Below are 24,065 nucleotides of genomic sequence, written 5' to 3'. Positions count from 1 at the left end.
CCGAACGTGATCAACGCGCTGCCCCAATGGTCTCCACGAGAGCGAGGAAACGCGTGAAGACCAATTACGCGGCGCCTCGCCAAATTTCCGCGAGACGCGAAAGATAGCCATTCATTTCGTACCGAGCTGCGTGATCGCACCGCGCCGAAGCGCCAAGGCGCTGCCGTAGCGCCGGATTGGCGATCAATTCAGCCAATGCATCCGCCAGTGCCCGCACGTCGCCGGGCTGGACAAGAAGCCCATTGACATTCTGCTCAATGACATCCGGCACCACACCAACCGGCGTTGCCACGACTGGAATCCCTTGAGCAAACGCCTCGAGGATGGCCATTGGCAGATTGTCGATGAATGACGGCTGCACCAGAATGTCCGTCCGGCGCAGGAGATCCGCAATCGCTGCAGGAGCAAGCCATCCAGGCACCGAGACGCGGTCCGCAATCTGCAGCTCCAGCAGCTTGGCACGCGTGCCAGCCACATCTCCGTGCCCCGCTAGCGTGGCCGTCCAGTCGGATCGATTACGCAAGGAGGCGAGCGCTCCAATCAGCTGTGGAGTGCCCTTCATCTCTCCCAATTTTCCAAAGAAGGAGATCCGTACCCGTCCATCCTTCGCCGGCTCCGCCGCTGTTGCGACGGACGCGGTCGCATTCGGAAGGATCACGACTTCGCCTTCCATCCCTGGAAGACGGCTGCCTATGAGTTCGCTCCAATACCGCCCGAGCACGATGATAGTAGCGCTGTTTCGCAGAAACTCTACGATGACCCGGTCCAGCCACGGTCCAGCCGATTGCCAAAACTCGTCGAAAGCTCCCGAATGAAGATGAACCACGTACGGAATACCCAGCAGGCGCGCAACCGCTGCAAGCAGCGCTTTTCGATACAAGCTCCCATATGAGGCCGCGTTGATGTGGAGCACACTCACCCTGCCGAGCCATGATGCCACGCATAACCGTGCCATGGCCCATGAAAGTACGATGGGAGAGAAGAGCAGGCTGCCGCGCCCTCTCGTAGTCAAACGTGTAATCTGGACATTGAGATCGTTACGTAAAGCGATCGCGGAGGTAATTGCGTCCGCAAGCCGGTCAATGCCTCCCTCGCCGCGCTCGCCGAAGGGTGTGGCCACAAACACATGGATTGGCCTTGCAGCGACTGTCACGGATTCACTCGGATGCGAATCCCGCGCCGCGAGCTGAACTGCTGCCCCGCGGCGTGCTTCGGCGCTTCGAGTCAGTTTCTCTGACGTCGTACTCGCCGGCAGCGGCGGCATCACGGTCATTTACACGAACCTTGTTCTTGAGAATAGCGCTCGGGATAGGACTCAAAGACTTCCCCGTACCGTTTAAGTGCATTCATATCAGCCTTGTTGAGAGTCACGCCTATCAGGTTGCCATAGACGTCACCGGCAACGTCGAGACTCTTTTTCACCACATCGATGTTTGTGCGGCCCCATTCGACAACGAAAATGAACGAATCCATCAAATGCACAGCGGTGCGGACATCCACAAATGGTGCCACCGGCGAGAGGTCGACTATCACGTATTCGTAACTCTCGCGCAGCGTCTTGAATAGCGCTGTCATCTCTTCAGACGCGAGCACCTCGCTCGTATAAGCCAGCTGTGAGCTGTTAGTCGCCGGGAGAAAGTGCAGGTTTGTAGCAGGATCGATCCACGTCGCGTCATCCAGCCTCGCCCGTCCAGACGTAACGTCGAGGATGCCCAGGGCGGCGCTGGGAGCGAGCGTCGATGACAACGACGGATTTCGTAGATCGCAATCAAGTAGAATGGTCCGGCCTCCCCCCTGCGCCATGAGTTGCGCCAAAGACGCAGCAACCGTCGACTTCCCTTCGTTGGGAAGCGCCGATGTGACGCCAATGACTTGGAGACGCTTTCCGCCGCGAGTCATGATGTCGACCGCGAGCTTCACGGCCCTGAACGACTCACTGAAGTGTGAGCGCGGTGCGTCAGCAATGTTCCGCATAAGACTATCGGCGCAAACGATCGTCCTTGATTTTGCACGAGCTGGAATCGTTTTCGAATGTAGCGGGCCCCTCACCGGGCTCTCCGCGATAGCCGCCGGGATGACTCCGATGCAGTCTGCTTGAAGTTCTGCCGCCACCTTGTCGCGCGTACGAAAGGTCTGGTCAGACACATCACGCAACAAGCCAAGGCCAATTCCGGCAAAAATCCCACCGGCGATCGAGGCTGCAAGTATGAGGAACGTTTTGGGTGAGCTGGGCCTCACCGGAGGAGAGGCGACGGTCATCAGGCGCCCCTGGGAAACGGGGAAAGATTGCTGCTCGGTCGACTCTAGGTAGCGCTGAAGAAAAGTATCGTAGAGCCGTCGATAGGCTTGCGCGGAAATCTCCAGGTCACGGAGCTCCAGCTGGTCTTGGTTCGTCGACGGTTGCGCCGCCTTTCGGTCTGTCACTGCCTTCTGGGCGCTAGCTGCCTTGTCGTGCAGCGCATCTACGCGCCCTTGAAGCCATTCGGTTGCCACGCGAGCTGATTCATAATTCGCCTCCATCTGATCAGCCGTGTATGCCCGTGCAACGGCATTGGCGATCTCGGCCGCCCGTTCGGGACGGGGTGACTCAAACTGAATGCTGATGGCGTAGGTGAGACCGACACGTTTAACCGTGAGCCTGCGATCAAATCGTTCCAGGGCGCGTCGCGTAAGCGCAAATTCCGTATCTGATCCCGATGTGAAAATCCGCGAGAGTAGTTCCATAACTGTTCCGACTAAGCCGCTACCGTGGCCGACGAATTCTGGATCCGTCGTCAGCTGAAGATTGTGGATAATCGAAAGCGCAATCTTTTCGGATTTCAGAATTTCGACCTGGCTGTCCATGAGCGGCACCGGGGGTCCCGCATCTGGGGTCTGCTGGTCAGTTCGCTTGGATTCAACAAGAAGCACCGCCTCGGCAGTGAACTTGGGGGTCGCGACGGCGAGGTACAGCAGTGCAATGGCGACGCTTAGGAGCGGCACGGTTATCAGAATTGACATCCGGCGGCGGACGAACGCGTTACATGCCGCGACAAATTCGGCCGGAGAAAGCACGCGCTCGGGAGCGCTTCGGCGGTTTGTTACACGACTATCTGTTCCAACGTGCAGCATATCGGGAAACCAAGGCAACAGCTCGGGTGGACCTAGCCGGATGACGACAACTGCGCTTGCGAATGATATCGCCTCACATTGCAGCCGTATCGGCGGCGCATTGTCTTCCTGCAAATTCTTAATAGGCGTTCATGTAGACCTTCCTGGAGAAGAGCGTGAGGAGGACGATTCGCAGATCGAAAAGAAGCGACCAGTTGTCGATATAGTAGAGATCATGCTCGACACGACGCTGCATCTTCTCGAGGGTATCGGTGTCGCCGCGATACCCGTTGACCTGTGCCCAGCCGGTAATGCCAGGCTTGACGTTGTGGCGACGGAAAAATGACGAGATCAGCTCTGCGAATAGCTCGTTTTGCGCGGTTGGATGTGGACGGGGCCCGACGATCGACATGTCGCCGACCAGGACATTGAACAACTGCGGAAGCTCATCGATATTCGTGCGGCGCAAGAAGCGCCCTAGGCGGGTCACACGAGGATCGTGTCTGGTGACGGACCTGAAGTTGTCCCCCTCCTCCATCACGGCCATCGTTCTGAATTTCACTACGCGAATGCGTTCATTGTTGTATCCGTGCCGCGTCTGGCGAAAGAATACCGGCCCATGCGAATCGAGCTTGATCGCGAGCGGCACGATAACGAAGAACGGGCTCGCCAAAAGAAACCCAATGATTGCGGCAACGATGTCAAATGCTCGTTTGATTGCTCTGCTGAACGGAGTAAGGGGGGACTGGAAGATCCGCATCGTCACCATGTTGCCGAACTGAGTAATCCGCGACATAGGCATCAAATCGATCCATCCTACGGGGAGGACGTGAACATCAACTGGAAGGTCTGATAGCGCGCTCGCAAGCGTGAGCCCCGTTGAAACGTCTTGCTGCGAAATAAAGATGACAATGTCGTCGGCTCGGAGTCGACGGCAATCCGCGACCAACTGGCGCGCGTCGGGCAGAACTTGGACGGCGCCATGGCAGGCTTGTACTGACGAGTGGGCGCTCATCATCGGAGACTCGAACGAGCCGATGGTCCGGATTCCGTAGGCCGTCGCTCGAGCGGAAAAGGGCAAACGGTGACCCGCGTCGCCTATGACAATGATGCGCCTGGCGTCGATCAGTCCTGCCGCGACGGCAGTCTTGAGCAACGAGAACCATAATGTTCTTACGCAGAGTACCGCGAGGACGACACTCACAGCCTGCGCCGTGGCAGTCGCGCGCGAGTAATCTTCGGCGATTTTCAGAAGGAACATCGTCGAGAGGAAGAAGGAGAATGCGAGCAGGACCCCGCAGGCGCCGTTCCACAGGAACACGTGACGGGGCTGCGTCTGAATCCTGGAATATTGTCGGAGCCCTATGGAAACAAGCAAGTTCAATGTGGAAATGAGAAGGGCTTCCGAAATGTATTTGGCGGGGTCTGGCGAGGATAGATAGACAGCGCTTGCCAAGTAGGCCGCGACGGCTACGACCGTGAATTCGGTAGCTGCTGCCAGCACCAACAGAGCAGCCAATCGGCGCCTACCGGCGCGCGGCGCCGCCGTGCTGCGATCGACCGAATGCTCCGGAAGCTCGGTGGAAGCCGGCAAATTGGTAAAGGACGCATAATTCATAGCAATCAATCACCCTCTCGCGCCGTCCCCTCCTCTAAATCCGTACCGTCCGAGTCACTGGATGGGAATTGCCTATAAATGGGTAACTACGATGGTCCATTGAGCTGCGGCGTTGCAGGAATAAAGTTCGCGCAGCAATCCGGTCGAGCGCCTCCCCAATGGGGGGATGGATTCGCAGCGAGGAAGGGGCTGAACAACCCAGTGCGGAACGGATAACAAAAGTGAGCTTTGCGGATCGGCCGTCTGGATCGTTGGCAGGAGCTCAGCCCCAAAACAGATTGAAGGATTTCGCCCGGTGAGCACGTTCCGTATCGATGTCTTCGGCAGTAACCTCGATTGTTGCATCAAGTGGGGCTTGGTAGCCGCTGGCCTGACAATTTCCGTCGCTCAGGCAAATGCTGAATATTCCGTAAGCGCTGGAGATGTACTTGAGGTTGCGGTCGCAGGCATACCGGAATTGCGGAACCGTGCGGCCGTACAAATGGACGGAAATATTTCGTTGCCGCTGGTCGGAGCGCTTCCGGTAGCCGGCCTGTCATTGCCGCAGCTCCGAGCCAAAATCGGGACCGCACTGGCCAGCAAGGTATTTCGCCAGAGGACTTCGGACGGCCGTGAGGTCGTCATCGTGATAGGCGCAGATGAGGTCACGGCGACCGTGGTGGAATATAGGCCGGTCTACGCCAACGGGGACGTGTCAAAACCGGGTGAGTATCCCTACCGTCCATCCATCACAGCGCGCCAACTCGTCGCCTTGGCAGGCGGCTACGACGTCATGCATTTCCGAATGAACAACCCGTATCTTGAGTCAGCGGACTTGAGAAGCGAGTATGGATCGCTTTGGACGGAGTTCGCCAAGGAACAGGCGCGCCTGTGGCGCATCAAGAGCGAACTTGGAGAGGGTGCGCAGATCAATACGGGCACTTTGACCGACGTACCCATAGCGCGATCGGCGATTTCGGAAATCGTCCATGCGGAATCGGAATATCTGAAGACCAAGCAGAGTGACTATCAGCAGGAAAAGGCGTTCCTTCAGCGCGGCGTGCGACAGGGAGACGAGGAGGTCCGCGTGCTGTCAGAGCAGCAGAAGAAGGAGGAGGAGGGATTTCAGACCGACCTCGAAGAACTGCAGAAAACATCCGATCTGTTCGGCAAGGGATCGTTAACGAGCCCTCGCGTTACGGATGCGCGTCGCGCGGTTCTGTTGTCGTCAACGCGGAAACTACAGACCTCTGCGCAACTGCTGCAGGTCAAGAAACAACAGGAAGACCTCGCCAGGAAGCTGGAAAAGCTCGACGACCAGCGCAGGCTGGACCTGCTCCGCGAGTTGCAAGACACCAGCGTGAAGCTCAACCAGCTTCGCGAGAAGCTGCAGAGCGTCGGCGAAAAACTTCAGTACACTTCGATGGTGAGATCACAACTTGTCAGAGGAGCCGTCAATCAAGCGGAGATCCTCATTGTCAGGAAGGGCGAGAATGGGCAGGAACGTATTGTCGCGACCGAAGATACCGAGTTGCAGCCGGGCGACGCCGTCGAGATCACCCTCCGATACCAGGACGGTCCTGACCTGCCTCCCCGTAAACTGACCAATTCGAGCGTCCCATCAGGAATAGCCCGGAGCGATGTGGCCGGGGACGGTTCGCTACGCGTTGGGAAGAGGTAGCGCGGGCTACCGCGACTCCGGAATCCAATTCTCGGCAACTGGAACGCTGGCACAGTGCAGCATCGGCATATTCATTTCGAAAGGCGATTGTAATGCGACGCAATTATGACAGCTGCAAACGCGTTCTCGTCACCGGAGGAGCCGGCTTTTTGGGCTCCCATTTAATCGATCGGCTGCTCTCAGACGGTCACGAGGTTGTATGCGTGGACAATCTCTTCACGGGAACCAAGCACAACATCGAACATTTGCACTCAAACCCACGCTTTGAATTTCTGCGTCACGATATCACCTTTCCTTTGCACGTCGAGGTCGACGAAATCTACAATTTGGCTTGCCCCGCATCGCCGATCCAATACCAGCACGATCCTGTGCAGACCACAAAGACGTCGGTACACGGCGCGATAAATATGTTAGGCCTCGCCAAGCGGCTAAAATGTCGAATTTTGCAGGCTTCGACAAGCGAGGTCTATGGCGATCCCGCCGTTCATCCTCAAACTGAGGATTATTGGGGCCATGTGAACCCCATTGGCCCTCGGTCCTGCTATGATGAGGGAAAGCGTTGCGCTGAAACGCTATTCTTCGATTATCACCGGCAGTGCGGTGTTGACATCAAGATCGCTCGCATTTTCAACACATACGGGCCACGGATGCATCGGGCTGACGGTCGGGTCGTTTCCAATTTCATTATTCAGGCACTCAGCGGCGAGCCAATTACGCTTTACGGTGAGGGCAACCAAACTCGCTCGTTCTGCTACGTGGATGACTTGATTGATGGTCTAGTGCGCCTGATGGACGGTCGAGCTTCGTTCACCGGACCGGTCAATCTTGGAAATGACAGAGAATTTACGATTCGAGAACTTGCAGAACTGGTGCTTGCGGAAACCGGCTCCTCGTCAAAACTCGTCCATTTACCGCTGCCCCGCGACGATCCAAGGCAACGTCGACCGGATCTTTCCCTCGCCAAGAGGGAATTGGGCTGGCAACCGACCATCCGGCTGCAAGACGGACTGAGACCAACTGTTGCATTTTTCCGCCGCGACGAGGCGCGCCGATTGCACGAGGAGAAGCCGCATCCGATCGCCGCCGAATAGCGGCTCGCGCTGCGTGAGTCTCGGCATTAAGAATAGACTCGGGTACCTCGAAGCACCGGAAGCATTAAATCACAGGCATTCGCTAGTCCCACCACGGCCGTGCCAGATACTGCCATAGTCCACCTCCGATCGAGACGAAGCGAACCCACAACCCGTGCCGTCGGATTGAAGTTAACCGGTCAAGCTTGCGCTCTCGAGCTACGCCAACTGATCGGAAGGCGACCTTGCACTTGAACCATCCAGTGCGGGTTGCTTTGGCAACACCCCGGACGGCAAGGCGAGCCCAAGCAACCAGGAAGGGCAGCGGATCATCCCAGCTGAACCAGGCGAACTCCTTGCGACCGTTCAGTGTACCTAACCAAGAGGCGGCCGACAGTTCGCCTCGCCAACAATAGTTCACGCTGGCGCAGAGATCGTACGGCTCCACGACAAAGACGCGTCCCTCGACCTGGCTCGAGCGGCGCACGTTCTGTCCGGTGAGATCACGGTAGAGCGCTCGCACGACATCGAGGCCATTGCCGTCCACGAACAGACGAAACTGCGCCCCAATGCGTGGATTGAAGTCCAGAAGCTTGTATTGCCCGTCTCGCTCGTCCAAGCGGTAATCCATATCCATTATGCCCGCATAGGATATCAGTTTGAGCAACTCCTCGGCCTGACCGAGCAAAACGTTGTTGGTTACGGATCTGCCTAGCGTCGTGACACCAGCGTGTGGAGGATATGACCGCAGCTTGATTCCTGTGAAACTCGCCAGGCAATCCGATGAGCTATTGCAGTAGCCGTGGAAGAACCAGTCCTCTCCACCGGGAATGTATTCTTGGAGAAGGAGGTTCGGATTATTCGAGTTGCCTATGCGATGCCAGATGTCGACAAGCTCCCGTACTGTGTGAACAATGGATACTCGCACCTCTGGACCGAGCCACGCCGCCGCGGCTTTAACGACGATCGGGAAGCTCGCGAATTCAGCAAATTGGTATACATCTGAGATCGACGTGGGGCATCGCGTAGTCGGACACGGCACGCCTATCTGGCGGCAAAGCGCATACAACATCTCTTTGTTCGCGAGATTCCGCGGCATGCCGGTGGATATGTCAGGAAATACGAACCACTGTCGCAGCGTGGCGGACTCTTCGGCGACTAGGATCGCACCCAGATCATCAGTGGGAATAAGAATTGTGGGCTTGTTGAGCTTTTTGCCGATCCTCGCCAACCTATCAAGCATCTCATGCTTTGGCAGGTGACCCGCGTTCCAAAAAAAGCTTCCTGTCAGATATCTGGAGATAGCCGCCGGGGCCAAGTGATCTTCGGCAACCGTGTATACGGGTATCCCCAACCGCCCTAGGCTTCGAATAATGCCAAGCCCGCCGTAGTGAACGGGATAGCACCCCGTTTTCAAAATGAGCACAGGGACCGGCGCAGTCATGTTCGCCCCCCGTCATGAGACTTTCGGATTGCGCTCGGAGGTTACCACGTAGGGTGAACGAGAGGAAACTTGTTTTCTGCCAATATGGTAGCTGATACGTTCGGCCGCGTATTGGCATCCGCACAGGAAGCGCATCACCGACCCAAAATTATAAGCGCTCGCGATCCCAGTGAAATAGAGGCCTGGAATTGTGGACTCGAACTGGGGAGACAGTATGGGCACCTGCTCGACGCAGCGCAGATCGCGCAGCAATGGTTCGCTGAGAAACGGTAGTGAGCGGGCGGCAAATCGAAAGCCTGTCGCAGCAATGATGTGGTCGGCGGCAAGATCGAGTGACCTTCCATCTGGTCCAATGACGTGGAGAACTGCCTTCCCTCCGCTCGTCGTCACTCCTAGCAGAGATTGGCCGAGCAAAATCGGAATGCGACCCAGCACCCGCTCCCGAAGCCACCATGCGCCGGCGGGCCCCAGTAACATTTCGTGCGTCTTATCACCCCGCACGATAGTGAGACGGGTACGTTGAGGCAGGTGGTAGAACAGCATCGGGGCATTTGCGCAGAACCACGTTTTGAGCCCGGATCCCAGTGGTGACGCTGGTCGGCGCAACCGCTGCCAGAGTGTTCGCCGATCGGGCAAGGGAGGCTGATTCCAACTGATCGACGACCCACGTACGAAAAGGCGGACTCTTGCCTGCGTCTCGTTCAACAGAGCGGCGGTCTCAAGAGCCGACTGTCCTGCGCCGACAACGACGACGTCACGGCCTTTGAATGGACTCAGGTCGCGGTGCGCGCTGCTGTGCGATCGCAACTGCGCGGGCAGTTGCGTCAATTCCTGCGGAATGTACTCAGCATGTGACAAGCCCGTCGCGATCACAACACTCTTCGCCCGGACGCCCTCCCCGGTCGCAAGCCGCAGATCAAAGCCGTCCTGCCTCCTGTCGACCGCTGTCACCAACACGTCTTCAACCATGGGAACCAGATACCGCTGAAATGCCATTGCGTATCTGGTGAACGTGCCGAGCGGAAGCGGAGCATTCCCGTAGGGCAGTCGCGACTCTGCGCAGAATTGCCGCAGAGTGTAGCGCCCGGCCGGATCCGAAATGCTGGAGGCGTCCCATTCCGACTTCAGAAACATACCCAGCGGCATCTGCGCCCGCCACCGATGCATGGGCGCACCAAAAATCCGAAACGGCACGCCGCGGGATCGCAAATGTGCTGCAACCGAGAGGCCGAACGGCCCCGCCCCCACGATCGCTACTGGTAAATCCGACAGACCAGCCATCGCCATTCCCAATCATGACCTGCGGCACAACATGGCCCTCAGTGACGAAGGCCGCCGTACCCTTTGCAAATCACCTATCGTAAAATTCGTCCTCGGTGCGGACGCTTTCGGAGTACTCCTCGGCGGCCCGGCAATCGTGATCTCAGAGAACAGCCTGCTGAAATCAATCGCCAAACTTTTCAGTCAGCCCCTCAAAGCTCGCGTGCAAAAACGTCCGTAAAAAACACTTCTCTGGTTTTAGATTCCGGGGGGACGGTCAGGTTTAGCCAAGCAGGAGCATAGGCACCAAATTTAAGATAAGGAGCCAATAGATTGTCGTAGCAGTTCGCGCCGTGCCGCTGGAAAATTACCTTACCGTCCTTTTCAACCTCGATCATCCCATCCCCATCAAGCGACCACCTCGTGCGAAAAATCCAAGTGCTCCATTCTCCGCGTTCAAACGGCTGCGACCATGGAGCGTCATGACGGATGTCGCCCTTTCGATCGAGCCATGTTGGAGTCCGCCCCGAAGCCGTCCGGAGAACCCAGGTATCGTTGACCAAGCCCAATTCCAGCGGTGGAGGGAGCCCCCACTCACCTTTCCAATTGTCTGGAACGTTGTGCATCTGCATCACCACAACGTGATTGCTATCGGGCTGCCAATGCAGGGGCACGAAAATCTTGAATCCGTACTCATAAAGTCGGTGAAATTCTGTTGCCTTCAATCGGAATTCGGATCGATGACTGCCCTTAACAAGGGGCTCATTGAAGTTTATCTCGAATCTCACGGCGCTCTTGGATTTCCAGTTCGGCGCGTCAACAACTACTGCTGAACCATTACAGCAAACTTGTTTTGCCAAGCCGTTCCATTGTGAAAAATCCCGGGTCGCAAATTCATCGTGCATAGGGATGCGCCCCATCATGAAAATGCTTGAAAACAGGAAAACGGCCTCGGACACACATGCAATTAGTACGCAAATGATCACGCCTGCGGCCGCCAACTTGGCAGACGAAATCTTGTGCACGCGATACCTCAAATTGCTATGCCACGACGCTTCATCGACGACACATCCGCGATTGGAAGCGTCGTTATGAACTACCGGCAAATCCGACAGACCCGCCATTCTCGTATCCCAATCACAACATCCGGCTCAACATGCGCCTTTAGCACCAAAAGCCACAGCAGCGGTGTGGCACGTCCGGGCTTGCGTGGTCACACGCACGCGTCCTACTGTAAAATTCGCTCCAGATGCGAACCCTTCTGGATTACCTCGTCGACCAATATTGCTCACGAGCCCCACGCCTATCTCGAAGAGGAGACAGGGTCGCATAGACAATAGCACCCAGGGAAGCTCAAGCGGCGATCCTAAGGAAGAGTCTTTGAAGCATTCGGCCCCATTCTCGGTATTGAAAGCGAGCACCCGAGCGGGCTGCAATCTGGCAACCCAGCGGGATATCGTGTTGCAATCTCCGTTGTGGCGAGAGCGCTTGAGAATTCGAGGTATCTCGCACAGGTAGTGGCGGGCAGCACGGCGCATGCTGACACCGCTGGGCATGCTATTTCAATGAACTGCAAGCCGGCCTAGGAGCTTGCTCGAATTTATCGCGTGCGTAGTTAGGTCCGATGTGATGAGCAGTTAAGATGTTGCCTAGTCGCTTGGCGCATCGTTCAGAAATTGGCAAGCTGTCCGTCCTCTGGCTGCTGGGCTTGCTGGGGTTTGTGTAATTCAACTTCGCGATCAGCTATATCGGCTCATCGCTTTCGGTAAGACAATTGTCCTCTCAGCGCTGATCCGCGCCACGAGCGCGAGGCGCCACACGGGGTAATACTTTGGCGCTGTTGCAGTTGGGCTCTGGCGAGTATCACTTAGATGGTCGTTGACCCGCCGCGGCTGCACGCGGTGCCGTCAATTCCGGTAGTCGTGATCGCCGCCCCGTGATCTTACGACAGCATCTCTTACGGTAGAGTCCAAATAGCATAGTCAGTTGGGTGTATACGGAAAGTGTCCGAAATGATCTTGGTGACCGGAGGTGCTGGCTACATCGGATCCCACGTCTGTATTGCATTGCTGGATGCAGGGCTCGACGTCGTCGTCGTCGACAATCTCTCCAATAGCAACAAGATCTCGCTCGAGCGAGTGCAATCCATCTGCGGGCGCTCGCTCGTCTTTCGGCATGCGGATATCCGTGATGAAGAGGTGATCTATGACACACTCCGTACCTGCGGAGTGACTGCGGTCGTTCACCTTGCAGGGCTGAAGGCGGTCGGCGATTCCAACGTACGGCCCATGACGTATTACGAGAACAACGTTCTGGGCACGATGCGGCTCGTGTCGGCCATGAAGAGGGTGAATGTAAAGACGCTCGTTTTCAGCTCGTCCGCTACCGTCTACGGGATACCCCGCTACCTCCCGCTCAACGAAACGCATCCTCTCGGCCCGACCAATCCGTACGGCCGCACAAAGTTCGTCATCGAAGAGATGCTGACGGATCTTTCCAGGTCGGATAGCGGTTGGCAGATCGGCAATCTGCGCTACTTTAATCCGGTTGGTGCGCACGAAAGCGGCCTCGTCGGCGAAGACCCGCTGGGCGTTCCCAGCAACTTGTTGCCATTTGTGGCGCAGGTAGCGATTGGACGGCGGGAGAAGCTGCAGATTTGGGGAAATGACTATGACACGCCTGATGGCACCGGAATCCGCGACTTCATCCATGTGGTCGATCTCGCATCCGGGCATTTGAGTGCCCTGCGCCATCTTAGCCAGCCCGGTGTACTGACGGTCAATCTAGGAACGGGCAACGGCAGCAGCGTTCTGGATGTCGTTCGCACATTCGAAGCAGTGAGCGGGCGATCAATCCCCTATGAAATCAAAGAGCGCCGGGCCGGTGATGTCGCAATCTGCTATGCTGACCCTACCTTTGCGATGGAGGCGTTGGGCTGGAAGTCGACCCGATCGTTGCAGCACATGTGCGCGGACCATTGGCGTTGGCAATTGCAGAACCCCGACGGCTATGTTGGTAGCGAGCTTCCTAAAGTTCGAGAGCGGGCCTAAGCATTTTAGCCGTCACCGCGGAGTGTGTGCGCCCGATGTATTCGAACGGGCGCCGAAGAGTCTGACCGCATGAGCGGTTCGGGGCGAGCCACTGCGGCAAGCATACCGCCCATCAGAGGTAGCTCGTAATGACCACAGCGCGGAGCGAGGCTCCAGCTAAGATGCCGTCGCGCGTGGGGATTTGCGATGCCACACTATCGTGCATTCGTTTTGGACGAACATGGCCAACTGGGGGGCGTGGTCAACCTTCACTGCCCTGATGATGCGTCCGCAACCGAGCGGGCCGGGCGGTTGGCGGACGGTCACGAGGTTCAGCTCTGGCGTCTGGTCGCTGAGCTCAAATTTGGTGATCCGCGACAGCGACCCAAGCGGCGGCGGGGCTCGCGCGCACCAATACATTAGGGCCGATTTAGCATTTGCGCGTTCATCTCGCGGTGAGCTCCGCCGACAATTTGTCGTGCGGATCGACTGCGATCCACTCAACGGGCCCACGATCCCTTGTCCGCGCAAATGGAAGCGCCACTTGCAGTTCGTGTTCATAGTGTGAAAGGTTGACGCGCCGCGAAATGGACGACTGCGCGCAATCTCGGGTCTGACCAGTTCGAGACGTTGCCGTTTGGCTTGCGTGGCAGCGACAACTCGATGCAGGTTGCCCAAGCGACGACCAGCGGCGCAGGAGCGCCGCAGCCGCGCCCCCAGAACAGCAACACCGTTGGGGAGAGTCTCCAGCGAACTGGCCCATGCAAGGGGTGATATCGAATGGCTACGCCTCGAGCACGAGCACGATCGGGTCCAGTCGACGCGAAGCGTAGTCTATGCACGTGCGATCGACTGGCGCTCGCCATCAGGCAATTGCGATAACAACCAGACCAAGGCCTAGTTGATTAGCAAGCTCTAGCCGCCCGAGGGCTTCCGTTCGTTCGTTTTCTGCAGGAATCGCATCGAGTCTGGAGAAAATGCGGGAGAAGCAGAACCACCCAGCCGATGGTCCGGAGTTCTGAACTCGCATGGTGCCAGGCCACCAGGCGCTCCGTTGCTACCGTGAGTAGTCAGGAATAGCGTCTTCACATCGCCCGCTCGCGATAAGAGATTCCTCCCGATACAACAAGACCGAGTGCTCCGCGCATACTGTCAGCGAGGACATTCCCGGGCACCACTGCCGCAGTCTGAAGAGTCAGGATCTCTTGACGACAGACAAGATCTCTTGACGGCAAAGGAGAATCGTCTTGACCGCTCTGCGGATGCCGACCAAGTCGCTGTCGGAGGACGTGGTGTTCTGGCCGGATGACCAGACTGTCGCGCATTCGCAACTGACCGCCTTCAGGCGATGGTGTGAGGTCCGGACCGGGCGATCCCTGCCCGATCATGCTGCGATGGACCGATTCTCGGTGGCAGAGTTCCGAAGCTTCTGGCGCCTCTTCCTGGAGTGGTCCGATCTGCCTCGCGACGGTACGCTCGACCCGGTCTGTGTCGGCGATGCCTGCGAGACCGCCCGCTTCTTCCCGGATCTCCGCCTCAACTATGCCGAGTGCCTCCTCGCCGGCAGTCCCGATCAGCCGGCCCTTATGGCCTATCACGCTGGCGGCAGCCGCGACCGGTTCACCCGGGGCGAACTGCGCGTCGCCGTCGCCCGCCTGGCCACGTCGCTACAGCGACTGGGTGTGCGTGCAGGTGACCATGTTGCGGCGATCGCACGCAACAACGCCGAAGCAGTCATTGCCGCCCTGGCTACCGCTGCCATTGGCGCGACCTTCGCCAGCTGCGCACCCGACATGGGCGTGCCCGCCATCCTCGCGCGGTTCGCCCCTCTCGAGCCCGTGGTGCTGTTCGGCTGCCTCCGGGCGGAACTTTGGGATCAGGGCGTCCCCGTCGCAGAGCGCGTTGCTGGTGCTGCAGCCGGCCTGCAGAGCCTCGCCGCAATCATCGCGCTGGATAGCGGCTCACTTCCCGCCGGCGAGCAGACTGTGCCTCTGCACCGGCTTGACGACCTGCTCCGCGACGCCGCTGGCAGCGAGGACAGCTTCGAATGGCTGCGTCATCCGTTCAACCAGCCGCTGTTCACGATGTTCTCCTCCGGCACCACGGGCGCGCCGAAGTGCATCCAGCACGGCGCCGGCGGCACCCTGCTGGAGCATGTGAAGGAGCACCGGCTGCATTGCGATCTCGGGCGGGGCGACAAGCTGTTCTTCCAGACCTCCTGCGGCTGGATGATGTGGAACTGGCAGCTCTCGGCACTCGCCTCCGGCGTGGAGCTCGTGCTCTACGATGGGCCGCTCGAAGGGCCGGACACCTTCTGGCGGATCGTTGCCGAGGAATCCGTGACCGTGTTCGGCACCAATCCTGCCTATCTGCATTTTTGCGAGAACGCTGGCTTCGCCCCGGGCCGTGTGTACGACTTTTCCGCCCTGCGAGCGGTGCTCTCCACCGGATCCATCCTGTATGCCCGCCAGTACGACTGGGTCCGTGACCAGGTGAAGGCGGCGATGCCGCTGCAGTCGATCTCGGGCGGCACCGACATCATCGGCTGCTTTGTACTTGGGAATCCGAACTTGCCCGTCCAACGCGGCGAAGCACAGTGCCGCAGCCTCGGCCTCGATGTCCGCTCACTGCCGCCATCTGACGATCCCAGGGCGCCGATTGGTGAGCTGGTCTGTGCCAACCCTTTTCCCTCACGACCCCTTGGCTTTCATGGCGATGCCGACGGCACTCGCTTCCATGCCGCCTATTTTGCCCAGAACCCCGGCTTCTGGACGCACGGCGACCTGATCGAGACTACGCCGCATTGCGGTTGGCGGCTGCATGGCCGCTCCGACGGGGTGCTCAATGTGCGCGGCATCCGCATCGGCACCGCGGAGATCTACCGCATCCTCGGTGACATCGAGGAAATCCTCGAGGCGATGGCGGTCGAGCAGCAGGCTAAGGAGGAGCCCGGCGGCTCGCGCATGGTTCTCCTTGTCGTGCTACGCGGAGGCCTGATTCTCGACGACGCGCTGGCGAAGCACATCCGCTCGGAGCTGGCACGCTGCGGCAGCCCGGCGTTCGTGCCGGCGCGCATCGCACAGGTCGCGGCGGTGCCCGTCACCTTCAATGGCAAGCGGTCCGAGGCTGCGGCGCGCGATGCGGTAAATGGCCGGCCTGCACAAAACCGTAGTGCACTACAGAACCCGGAGTGCCTCGATGTCATCGCCAAGCATCCGGTTCTCCGGTCGCCTCACGCAGCCATCAAGGCACCGCCGAGGTCGGCACTGGGCCGTGCGGCAATCCCGGCCGGCGACCGACTACGGCGCGAGTTGCAGGCGATTTGCGAGCGCGTGCTTGGCGTCTCGCACATCGGCTGGTCCGATAGTCTCATTGGCTTCGGCGCCGATTCACTCGCACTGGTGAACCTTCTGCTCGAGATCGAGGACTATGCTGGACACCCCCTGCCCCTCTCGGTCTTGCTGTCGGCGCCATCGATCGAAGGCCTGGCCACGGCTCTGTCCATGGGCGTGGAGGCCATGTCTGCGCAGCAGGCTGGTCAGCCGGGCCCGCATCTCCGTGCCATGGATCCGGCGGACCGCGATCCGGTCTGCCGCTTCCTCGAGGAAACCTTTTGCGAGTCGGGACTCAAGGCAGCCACCTGGCGTCAGCTGTTCGACCACAACTGGTCCGATCATGGGCCCGGTTTCGTGCTCCTCGACGGAAACGCAATCGTCGGCTTCATCGCCACCATAGCCGCCCCGCGACAGGTAAACGGCGAGGCAGCCCTGGTCTGCAACGTCTCCTCCTGGTCCGTGCACCCGAAGTACCGCGGCTGGGGCATGGCACTGCTGGCTGCGGTGCTAGAGGACGAGAGCATCACCTACACGGCCTTCACCCCCTCGCCGACCTCCTGGGCTGTCCTCGCGGCGCAAGATTTCATGCCGTTGGGCGCGCACAGGATCGTCATGCCGCCATTACTACAGCCCGAGACGCTGTTCGGGTCGACCCGGCCGGTCATCAGCTTCGATCAGGCCGCGGTCCGCGAGCGGCTGACCCGCGAGCAACGACAGATCTTTGACGATCATGCGCGATATGATTGCCTCCAGCTCACCGTCAGCGACGGGCCCGACCATGCCTATTTGGTGGTGAAGCGCCGTCTCGCTTCGAAGCGACGGCGACGGGCTCTGCCAGCGCGGATCCCGTATTCAGACATTCTGTATTGCAGTGCCCCCGAGCTGCTGGCGCGGCATCTCGAACGTGTCAAGCTGGCGATCCTGCGCCGGCAACGGACCGCGGCGCTCGTTGCCGAGGCGCGGCTCTTTCCGGTCCGCCCACGGGGCCTGCTGCTCCCGATGCAAACCTGCTACCGTTCCCCGCTGCTCCCGGCCGGCGACCTCGACAGGCTGTATTCGGAATTCGTGCTCCTGCCCATCTAAGGCCAGGGGCGTAGAAAGTCCCGCCGTTCTCAATTGCTCAAAATTGACATCGAACGCGCCGCTGCTCAATCGCACAAAGGCGAATAGTACACGCCAAATGACGCAATAAGGACACGCGTTACGGATCGGGCCAAGAACGGGCTCGCTCGAGATACAGAATAGCGCGACCGGCAAAGACGCCTAAGACGCCACCTGCAATCTTTTGGACTCCATCAAGGACTCGCGCGTGGCGATCCGGCGTAAGCAACTGCAGAACTTCAAGCGAGACAGCGGTGGCGAGTACAAAGATCAGGACGGCAGGGATGCGTCGTGGATAAGCCAGGCAGAAGAGCGCGCCGAAAACCATGAACGCCGCGACATGTTCAACATTCGCGGAGATCAGCAAAGTTGGCCTATCTCGAAGAGGAGACAGGGTGGCGTAGGCAATAAAAAACAAGGAAGCCCAAGCGGCAGTCCTGAGGAGGCGTTTTGGTGGCATTTCGGCCTTGCTCGCAGTGAACAATTCTGGTGCTCCTCGCCCGCTCCCGCCGAGCCGGGCCAATCCAACGGATCGGAGCAAATTCAGCATACGATAACATATGAGGGCACCGTCACACCAAAGCGGGCGCATTACCTCTTTTTCGTCAGTTTGCCCCGCCGCAAGCAGCGTATCGACTAATAGCTGCACGGGAGAAAGGAAGCGAACGGCCACAAGCCTTCCCGGCAAAGCTCGGCGACGTCGATCGCAAGGAGCCATTCGATGGCGGATCTCGGCGCGAGGCCTGCGAAGACCCCGAGCTCAAATCACGAAACCACTCGTCGCAAACCTTGAGCGCCTCACGTCTCCGTTGATTGTCCACCACTCTAACCAGAAAGGGGTAAGCAGGTCCTCCATGCGAGTTATAGGATTCGCTCACAGGCCGTGCGCATAATGACACATCTGTAACAAGCACATTACCATGCGACGGATCATTGCAAATGGGCCGCAGGGTTACCTGCCTACGCTGGGACGATCCACGCTCCCGTGGATGACGGCCGCTGTGCTCTTGATTGGGGGCACGTTGGACACGCATGCGTCCCCCGATCGAGCGCGGCACCAGGCGGACGCAAGATACGGAACGGCTTCCGACAATCTCGATTTTCGCAGAATGGCGGGTCGTATTGAGTTTGTGGCGTCGCCGCTGCACCGCGACGACACTGACAAATCCATGCAGGTCGCGCAAGCAACGACGATCGATAAAGGAGGACTCGAGCAGCCTCCCGAATTGGAACTTCGCGGACCGGAGTCGCTGCTCCGTGACCTCACCCTCGCGCGACGCGATATCGAGCTGCTGCAGCACTTCGAACAGGAGCACGACCGCGCCGAACAGCTGGAGCAGGCGCTTGCGGCCGCGCAACGCGATCTCGAGACTCAGACAGCGCTCGCAGCAAAGGCGAGCAACGAGGTCACCGAGCTGAAGCAGGCGGCGACGGGCGGCTCCATTGAGTTGCAGAAATCCCTGCAACAGGAGCGGGACCGGACCAACCAGCTGGAGCAGGCGCTCGCGGCCGCGCGACGCGATGTCGAGACTCAGACGGCGCTCGCGACTAAGGCGAGCGATGACGTCACCGAGCTGAAGCAGGCGGCGAAGGGTGGCTCCATGGAGTTGCAGAAATCCCTGCAACAGGAGCGGGACCGGACCGGCCAGCTGGAGCAGGCGCTTGCCGCCGCGCGACGCGATGTCGAGACTCAGACGGCGCTCGCGACAAAGGCGAGCGATGAGGTCACCGAACTGAAGCAGGCGGCGAAGGGTGGCTCCACGGACATGCAGAAATCCCTGCAACAGGAGCGGGACCGGACCGGCCAGCTGGAGCAGGCGCTTGCTGCCGCGCGACGCGATGTCGAGACTCAGACGGCGCTCGCGGCAAAGGCGAGCAATGAGGTCACTGAACTGAAGCAGGCGGCGAAGGGTGGCTCCACGGAAATGCAGAAATCCCTGCAACAGGAGCGGGACCGGACCGGCCAGCTTGAACAGGCGCTTGCTGCCGCGCGACGCGATGTCGAGACTCAGACGGCACGCGCGACAAAGGCGAGCGATGAGGTCACCGAACTGAAGCAGGCGGCGAAGGGTGGCTCCACGGAGATGCAGAAATCCCTGCAACAGGAGCGGGACCGGACCGGCCAGCTTGAACAGGCGCTTGCGGCCGCGCGACGCGATGTCGAGACTCAGACGGCACGCGCGACAAAGGCGAGCGATGAGACCGCCAAACTGAAGCAAGCCGCCGAAGGCAACGCCGCGGAGTTGCAGAAATCCCTGAAGCAAGAGCGGGATCGGGTCGGTCAACTCGAGCAGGCGCTGGCGGTGGCGACACGCGACGTCGACGCGCAAACAGCGCTTGCGGCAAAGGCGGGCGCCGAGGTCACCCAGCTGAAGCGGGCCGCGGAGGATCACTCCGTAGAGTTGCAGAAATCCCTGCAAAAGGAGCGGGATCGGGCCGGTCAGCTCGAGCAGGCGCTTGCGGTCGCGCGACGAGATATCGATGCGCAGACGGCGCTAGCGGCAAAGGCGGGCGACGAAGTCGGCAGGCTGACGCAGGCCGCAAAAGCTGGCGCCGAGGAGAAGAGACAATCGGTTCAGAAGGAGCACGAGAGAGCCGATGCGTTGGCGCAGGATCTCTCGATGGCACGCAGCAAGATCTACGCGTACGAGGCTCAAGCGGCCAAAGCCAGCGAGGAAGCGACGCAGCTCAAACAAGCGGAGGCGAGCAAGACCGCCGACTTGGGGCAATCGCAGCAACGAGAGCGCGAGCGAACTGAGCAGCTGGCCCGGGATCTCGCGAAGGCAAACCGCGATCTCGACGCGGAGACCAAGCGCGCATCCAAAGCGAGCGAGGAAGTCGCACGGATGAAGCAGGCCGGAGAGCGAGACTCGGCCGAGCTACGCAGCCTGTTGCAGCGTGAGCACGAGCGCGCCACGGGACTGGAAAAGGAACTCGCGTCGGCGCGTCAAGGCAACGACGCACTTGTGTCGAAAATTTCCTCGGCTGCGTCTCCGCCGCTGGCTGCCGCCGCCAAGGCCGTGCGCGAGGAGCCGCCGTCAGAGCCGGCACGGCCAATCCAGAGCCGCCCCGTCCAAGACAAGTCGGTCCAAGATAAGTCGGTCCAAGACAAACCGGTCAGAGACAAGCCAGTCCAAGATAAGGCCATAGCGGCGCGCAGCCAGGGCGATGCCCAGGTCAATCCTAACGCAACGGTGCAAGCGGCGAAACTGGTCGCGCGCGCGAGCGCATTGCTCGGACAGGGAAACATCGGCGCGGCACGGATCGTGCTCGAGCGCGCCGCTGAGATGGGCAGTGCGCAAGCAAGCTTCGCGCTCGCGGAAACCTACGATCCGCTGGTCCTTCCAAATTTCGGAACATATGGAACGAAAGGCGATCCCACTAAAGCGCAAAGTCTTTATGCGCAGGCCGAAGCTGGAGGCATCAAGGAAGCCAAGGCGCGACTCGAGGCGTTGCGTCGGTAGCACCGTCTTGTTCGGCGCTTCTCCAAGCCGACCATGCGCGATTGAGCATTGAAAGTGCCGATACTGATACAAGCATTTTTAGAGGAGCTGGTTGATGAAAAGGTTTTTAGGATTGCGTCGGCTGCTGCTCTTGCTCGCGGCACTCACACCGTTCCTCCTGGCCATTCAGCCTGGGGCTGATGCGCAGCCGCAAAACAAGCCTCACAAGGTTCGCCTGTCACGGCCCGAGCCTCCGCAGGCAAAGCCTGAGGTGATCTCCATGAACGCCTGGACGGTAGGCCTGGCCGGAGGTCTGCTCGAGGGCGCGCCGATCCGTCTGGCGGCAGAGATCGCCCGTGTGGTCGATGATGGGGATAACCTGCACGTTCTTCCGGTCGTCACCCGCGGGGCCACGGAAAACGTGAATTCCCTGCTCTATTTGCGCGGCATCGATGCGGCGATCATCAATTCCGACGCGCTCGAGGAATACAAGAGCCAGGTTCCGGACATCCAGCGACGAATTGCCTATGTCCTGAATCTGTTTCCGTCCGAGCTGCAGATCCTCGTTCGACCGGAGATTCGGAGCTTGAACGATCTCGCCGGCAAGAAGGTCAATTTCAATACGCAGGGCACCGCAGCGGCCTATTCGGGGCCGCTGATCTTCAGCCGCCTCAACATCGACGTGGAAAAGACGTTCATTCCACACCAGATCGCGCTCGAGCAGATGCGCAAAGGCGAGATGTCAGCCGTCGTCTTCATTACATCGAAGCCGGTGGATGCTTTCGTGAAGGGCCGTTGGGAGCCAGGCTTCAAGTTCCTGCCCGTCCCATACGAGAGCAAGTTCGAGGATTACTATCTTCCCGCCACCCTCGATAGCACCGACTATCCTAATTTGATCAAGCAGGGCGAACGGGTTTCGACGATCGCCGTGCCGACCGCTCTGGTCGCCTTCAACTGGCCGGCCAACTCGAACCGTTCCGAGCGCGTCGCGCGCTTCATCGACCATTTATTCTCCCGGATCGACAGATTGCAGGGTCCGGGTTTTGATCCAAAGTGGAAATCCATCAACCTCGCTGCGACGGTTCCGGGTCTCACGCGCGTCCCTGCTGCGCAGGCGTGGCTGGATCGTCAACTCCGCACAACACGTGCATCACAATGAAACGCGCCGCGATTCTGCTTATCGCACTCGGGGCTACAGGCGGTGTTGCGTTAGCCCAGGATCAGACCGCGCAGCTCCGTTCCTGCCTTCAGAAGGAACACGCGGATCGTCTGGGATGTCTGGATAAATTGACGCGAACCGCCCAACCACAGCAACGCCAGACACGCGAAGACGACTGGATCGTCAGCCAGACCACCTCACCCGTAGATTACTCACCGATCGCAACCGCTACCACATCGTCACGCAGCGCGACCGACGAATTGGCGATGCAGTTATCGATACGCTGTCGCGCCGGCCGGACGGAGCTGGCGCTCGCGGGCTCCGGCATCTCCCGCGAGGGCGGTGATGATACAATTTCCTATCGCGTGAACGATCGCCCGGCGGTGCAGGTGGCTGCCGCCGTGCCGGCATTCGGTCCTGGCGTTGCCTTCGCCGGGGACGTTGTTCGCCTGCTGCAGTCGCTTCCGGATGGCGGCGACCTCATTGTTCTCCTCTCCCCTCGGGGCGGGACCGCCCATGACGGAACGTTCTCCCTCGCCGGGATAGACGCGGTGCGCGCGAAGATGGCCGCGGCGTGCAAATGGCCGCTCGCCATCGCGACACCGAACCGTTGATGGTATGCAGATTGATTTTGTTCGATGGAGACGCAAAATGATCGAGTTTCATCACGTTGCAAAAGCGGTCGCGATGGGAGCGATCGCCATTCTGGTGTCCGCGTCGTTTGCGGCCGCCGAGCAGGGCGGAAACTACTGGACGCCGACAGACGGGCAACCCGTCGTGCATAAGGCGAGCCACGCGAGGCACCACATAGCCAAGCGAACGACGTCGACGCGGACGCGATCCGCGCTTGCGCGTATGGACGATCCCTCCGCAACGAAGAAAGAACATCACCTGATCCTGCAGGTGAATACCAACGACGCCGCCGCGATGAATCTCGCGCTCAACAACGCAACGAACGTGGCTCAGTATTACAAGGACTCTGGCGAGAAAGTGAAGATCGAGGTGGTCACGTTTGGGCCCGGCCTGAACATGTTGCGTGAAGACACCTCGCCGGTAAAGGCGCGCATCGAGGAGATGGCCCTGAGCACCCCCGAGGTTTCGTTCAAGGCCTGCGGCAACACCCAGGAGAAAATGCAGAAGGTCGAAAACAAGAACATACCGATCGTTCGGCAGGCCGAGGTCGTGAAGTCAGGCGTGGTGCGCGTGATGGAGTTGCAGGAGAAGGGCTGGACCTACGTCAAGCCGTAAGCCGGACAGATCGGCCATCCATCGCAATTCGGCCTCGGCCATTTGGCACGGCCATAGAGCCGTGCCGTGTTGATGGCGCAAGTATCACCGAGCGCGCCGAACGAGGAAAATTGATGATGAAGCCTCAAAGCGCGCGGACAACCGCACCTACCTGAGGTCCTCAAACCGGGCCAAAACCAGACGCTGTATGACAGCAAACACCATTGCGGCCGAAACCCCGAACATGAGCACTCCGTTCGTTGCCTCGAGCGGACCCAGCAATCGCCATGTCGGAGTAAGCAGCAGATCCCCATAACCCAATGTCGTGTAGTTGACCGCCGAGTGGTAATACGCGGCTCCAACCTCCTGAAATTCTCCACAGAAGAGAAGCAGGGCAGCCCATAAAGCTATCGCGATCAGATGTGCTACAAACGCAAATGAGATCACTAGCGCAACGATCGAGAGGTCGACCAAAGCGCCTGAGCCCGTGCGTCCGAGCTTCCTCTCGTGACGAAAGAGGTTTATCGACGCGACCAAAGTCAGCGCATGGATGAAAATCGTACATCCGACCGCGCCTGCACCGGCGATCAATGGATATAGTATTGCGAATTGATGGGCTTGCGTCACTT

At 59.3% G+C, this 24,065-nt stretch carries 16 protein-coding genes; 8 read left to right on the top strand and 8 right to left on the bottom strand.

The genetic code is table 11. The annotated features are described in order from the left end of the window. Positions 1–64 precede the first annotated feature (64 nt). From SO156_RS20595 to SO156_RS20585, 3 genes are read right to left on the bottom strand one after another with little or no spacing between them, the layout of a single operon-like run. Complete coding sequence (locus tag SO156_RS20595) at positions 65–1,273, bottom strand: glycosyltransferase family 4 protein (protein WP_498536066.1); 1,209 nt, start codon at positions 1,271–1,273, stop codon at positions 65–67. Continuing rightward, complete coding sequence (locus SO156_RS20590) at positions 1,270–3,225, bottom strand: Wzz/FepE/Etk N-terminal domain-containing protein (protein WP_498536065.1); 1,956 nt, start codon at positions 3,223–3,225, stop codon at positions 1,270–1,272. The genes SO156_RS20595 and SO156_RS20590 overlap by 4 nt, the downstream gene beginning before the upstream one ends. Before the next feature lie 4 nt (positions 3,226–3,229). Next, entirely contained in the window at positions 3,230–4,708 is a 1,479-nt protein-coding gene (locus SO156_RS20585; protein WP_498536064.1) for an undecaprenyl-phosphate glucose phosphotransferase, read from the bottom strand. A gap of 295 nt (positions 4,709–5,003) precedes the next feature. On the opposite strand from SO156_RS20585, the gene SO156_RS20580 reads away from it, so the two are divergent. Both SO156_RS20580 and SO156_RS20575 read left to right on the top strand, forming a co-directional pair. Next, positions 5,004–6,368, top strand: coding sequence for a polysaccharide biosynthesis/export family protein (locus SO156_RS20580; protein WP_498536063.1), 1,365 nt, complete (start codon positions 5,004–5,006; stop codon positions 6,366–6,368). Between the two features lie 92 nt (positions 6,369–6,460). Further along, a complete protein-coding gene (locus SO156_RS20575; protein WP_498536062.1) occupies positions 6,461–7,459 on the top strand; it encodes a UDP-glucuronic acid decarboxylase family protein in 999 nt (332 codons plus the stop codon). A gap of 82 nt (positions 7,460–7,541) precedes the next feature. On the opposite strand, the gene SO156_RS20570 is transcribed toward SO156_RS20575, so the two are convergent. The 3 genes from SO156_RS20570 to SO156_RS20560 all read right to left on the bottom strand — a co-directional run bounded on the left by SO156_RS20570 (position 7,542) and on the right by SO156_RS20560 (position 11,266). Continuing rightward, positions 7,542–8,882: a carboxylate--amine ligase gene (locus SO156_RS20570; RefSeq protein ID WP_498536061.1), complete on the bottom strand. Its 1,341-nt coding sequence runs from the start codon at positions 8,880–8,882 to the stop codon at positions 7,542–7,544. A gap of 12 nt (positions 8,883–8,894) precedes the next feature. After that, positions 8,895–10,163 carry an NAD(P)-binding domain-containing protein gene (locus tag SO156_RS20565; protein ID WP_498536060.1) on the bottom strand — a complete coding sequence of 423 codons (1,269 nt, stop codon included), beginning with the start codon at positions 10,161–10,163 and terminating at the stop codon, positions 8,895–8,897. Between the two features lie 191 nt (positions 10,164–10,354). Beyond that, complete coding sequence (locus tag SO156_RS20560) at positions 10,355–11,266, bottom strand: polysaccharide lyase family 20 protein (protein ID WP_498536059.1); 912 nt, start codon at positions 11,264–11,266, stop codon at positions 10,355–10,357. An 888-nt stretch (positions 11,267–12,154) separates the two neighbouring features. Here SO156_RS20560 and galE point away from each other — a divergent pair. Both galE and SO156_RS20550 read left to right on the top strand, forming a co-directional pair. Next, the gene (gene galE / locus SO156_RS20555; protein ID WP_498536058.1) at positions 12,155–13,192 is read left to right on the top strand and encodes a UDP-glucose 4-epimerase GalE; all 1,038 of its coding nucleotides are present in this window, start codon (positions 12,155–12,157) and stop codon (positions 13,190–13,192) included. A gap of 1,241 nt (positions 13,193–14,433) precedes the next feature. Beyond that, on the top strand, positions 14,434–17,589 hold the full coding sequence (locus SO156_RS20550) for an acetoacetate--CoA ligase (RefSeq protein ID WP_498536057.1): 3,156 nt from the start codon (positions 14,434–14,436) through the stop codon (positions 17,587–17,589). A gap of 118 nt (positions 17,590–17,707) precedes the next feature. On the opposite strand, the gene SO156_RS20545 is transcribed toward SO156_RS20550, so the two are convergent. Then, on the bottom strand, positions 17,708–17,935 hold the full coding sequence (locus SO156_RS20545; RefSeq protein ID WP_498536102.1) for a VanZ family protein: 228 nt from the start codon (positions 17,933–17,935) through the stop codon (positions 17,708–17,710). 781 nt (positions 17,936–18,716) lie between these two features. Between SO156_RS20545 and SO156_RS20540 the strand changes: the two genes are divergently transcribed. The 4 genes from SO156_RS20540 (at position 18,717) to SO156_RS20525 (ending at position 23,457) form a co-directional block, all read left to right on the top strand. Further along, positions 18,717–21,071 carry a coiled-coil domain-containing protein gene (locus tag SO156_RS20540; protein WP_498536056.1) on the top strand — a complete coding sequence of 785 codons (2,355 nt, stop codon included), beginning with the start codon at positions 18,717–18,719 and terminating at the stop codon, positions 21,069–21,071. Positions 21,072–21,165: 94 nt separating this feature from the next. Further along, on the top strand, positions 21,166–22,209 hold the full coding sequence (locus tag SO156_RS20535) for a TAXI family TRAP transporter solute-binding subunit (RefSeq protein ID WP_498536055.1): 1,044 nt from the start codon (positions 21,166–21,168) through the stop codon (positions 22,207–22,209). Continuing rightward, the gene (locus SO156_RS20530; RefSeq protein WP_458143738.1) at positions 22,206–22,823 is read left to right on the top strand and encodes a hypothetical protein; all 618 of its coding nucleotides are present in this window, start codon (positions 22,206–22,208) and stop codon (positions 22,821–22,823) included. Before SO156_RS20535 ends, SO156_RS20530 begins: the two co-directional genes overlap by 4 nt. Before the next feature lie 37 nt (positions 22,824–22,860). Then, positions 22,861–23,457, top strand: a complete 597-nt coding sequence (locus SO156_RS20525; protein ID WP_498536054.1) for a DsrE family protein — start codon at positions 22,861–22,863, stop codon at positions 23,455–23,457. A 147-nt stretch (positions 23,458–23,604) separates the two neighbouring features. On the opposite strand, the gene SO156_RS20520 is transcribed toward SO156_RS20525, so the two are convergent. After that, a complete protein-coding gene (locus SO156_RS20520; protein WP_458143740.1) occupies positions 23,605–24,063 on the bottom strand; it encodes an ion channel in 459 nt (152 codons plus the stop codon). Positions 24,064–24,065 lie beyond the last annotated feature (2 nt).

This window comes from Bradyrhizobium sp. UFLA05-125 (assembly GCF_059803515.1).
This window is presented reverse-complemented; position numbering and strand designations above follow the sequence as displayed.

Bases quoted from the DNA above. Each gene is read 5' to 3' on its own strand.
- SO156_RS20540 (WP_498536056.1), top strand. From the start codon at position 18,717: ATGGCGGGTCGTATTGAGTTTGTGGCGTCGCCGCTGCACCGCGACGAC.
- SO156_RS20525 (WP_498536054.1), top strand. From the start codon at position 22,861: ATGATCGAGTTTCATCACGTTGCAAAAGCGGTCGCGATGGGAGCGATC.
- SO156_RS20545 (WP_498536102.1), bottom strand. From the start codon at position 17,935: ATGGTTTTCGGCGCGCTCTTCTGCCTGGCTTATCCACGACGCATCCCT.
- SO156_RS20595 (WP_498536066.1), bottom strand. From the start codon at position 1,273: ATGACCGTGATGCCGCCGCTGCCGGCGAGTACGACGTCAGAGAAACTG.
- SO156_RS20570 (WP_498536061.1), bottom strand. From the start codon at position 8,882: ATGACTGCGCCGGTCCCTGTGCTCATTTTGAAAACGGGGTGCTATCCC.
- SO156_RS20530 (WP_458143738.1), top strand. From the start codon at position 22,206: ATGAAACGCGCCGCGATTCTGCTTATCGCACTCGGGGCTACAGGCGGT.
- SO156_RS20535 (WP_498536055.1), top strand. From the start codon at position 21,166: ATGAAAAGGTTTTTAGGATTGCGTCGGCTGCTGCTCTTGCTCGCGGCA.
- galE (WP_498536058.1), top strand. From the start codon at position 12,155: ATGATCTTGGTGACCGGAGGTGCTGGCTACATCGGATCCCACGTCTGT.
- SO156_RS20560 (WP_498536059.1), bottom strand. From the start codon at position 11,266: ATGGCGGGTCTGTCGGATTTGCCGGTAGTTCATAACGACGCTTCCAAT.
- SO156_RS20585 (WP_498536064.1), bottom strand. From the start codon at position 4,708: ATGAATTATGCGTCCTTTACCAATTTGCCGGCTTCCACCGAGCTTCCG.
- SO156_RS20550 (WP_498536057.1), top strand. From the start codon at position 14,434: ATGCCGACCAAGTCGCTGTCGGAGGACGTGGTGTTCTGGCCGGATGAC.
- SO156_RS20575 (WP_498536062.1), top strand. From the start codon at position 6,461: ATGCGACGCAATTATGACAGCTGCAAACGCGTTCTCGTCACCGGAGGA.
- SO156_RS20565 (WP_498536060.1), bottom strand. From the start codon at position 10,163: ATGGCTGGTCTGTCGGATTTACCAGTAGCGATCGTGGGGGCGGGGCCG.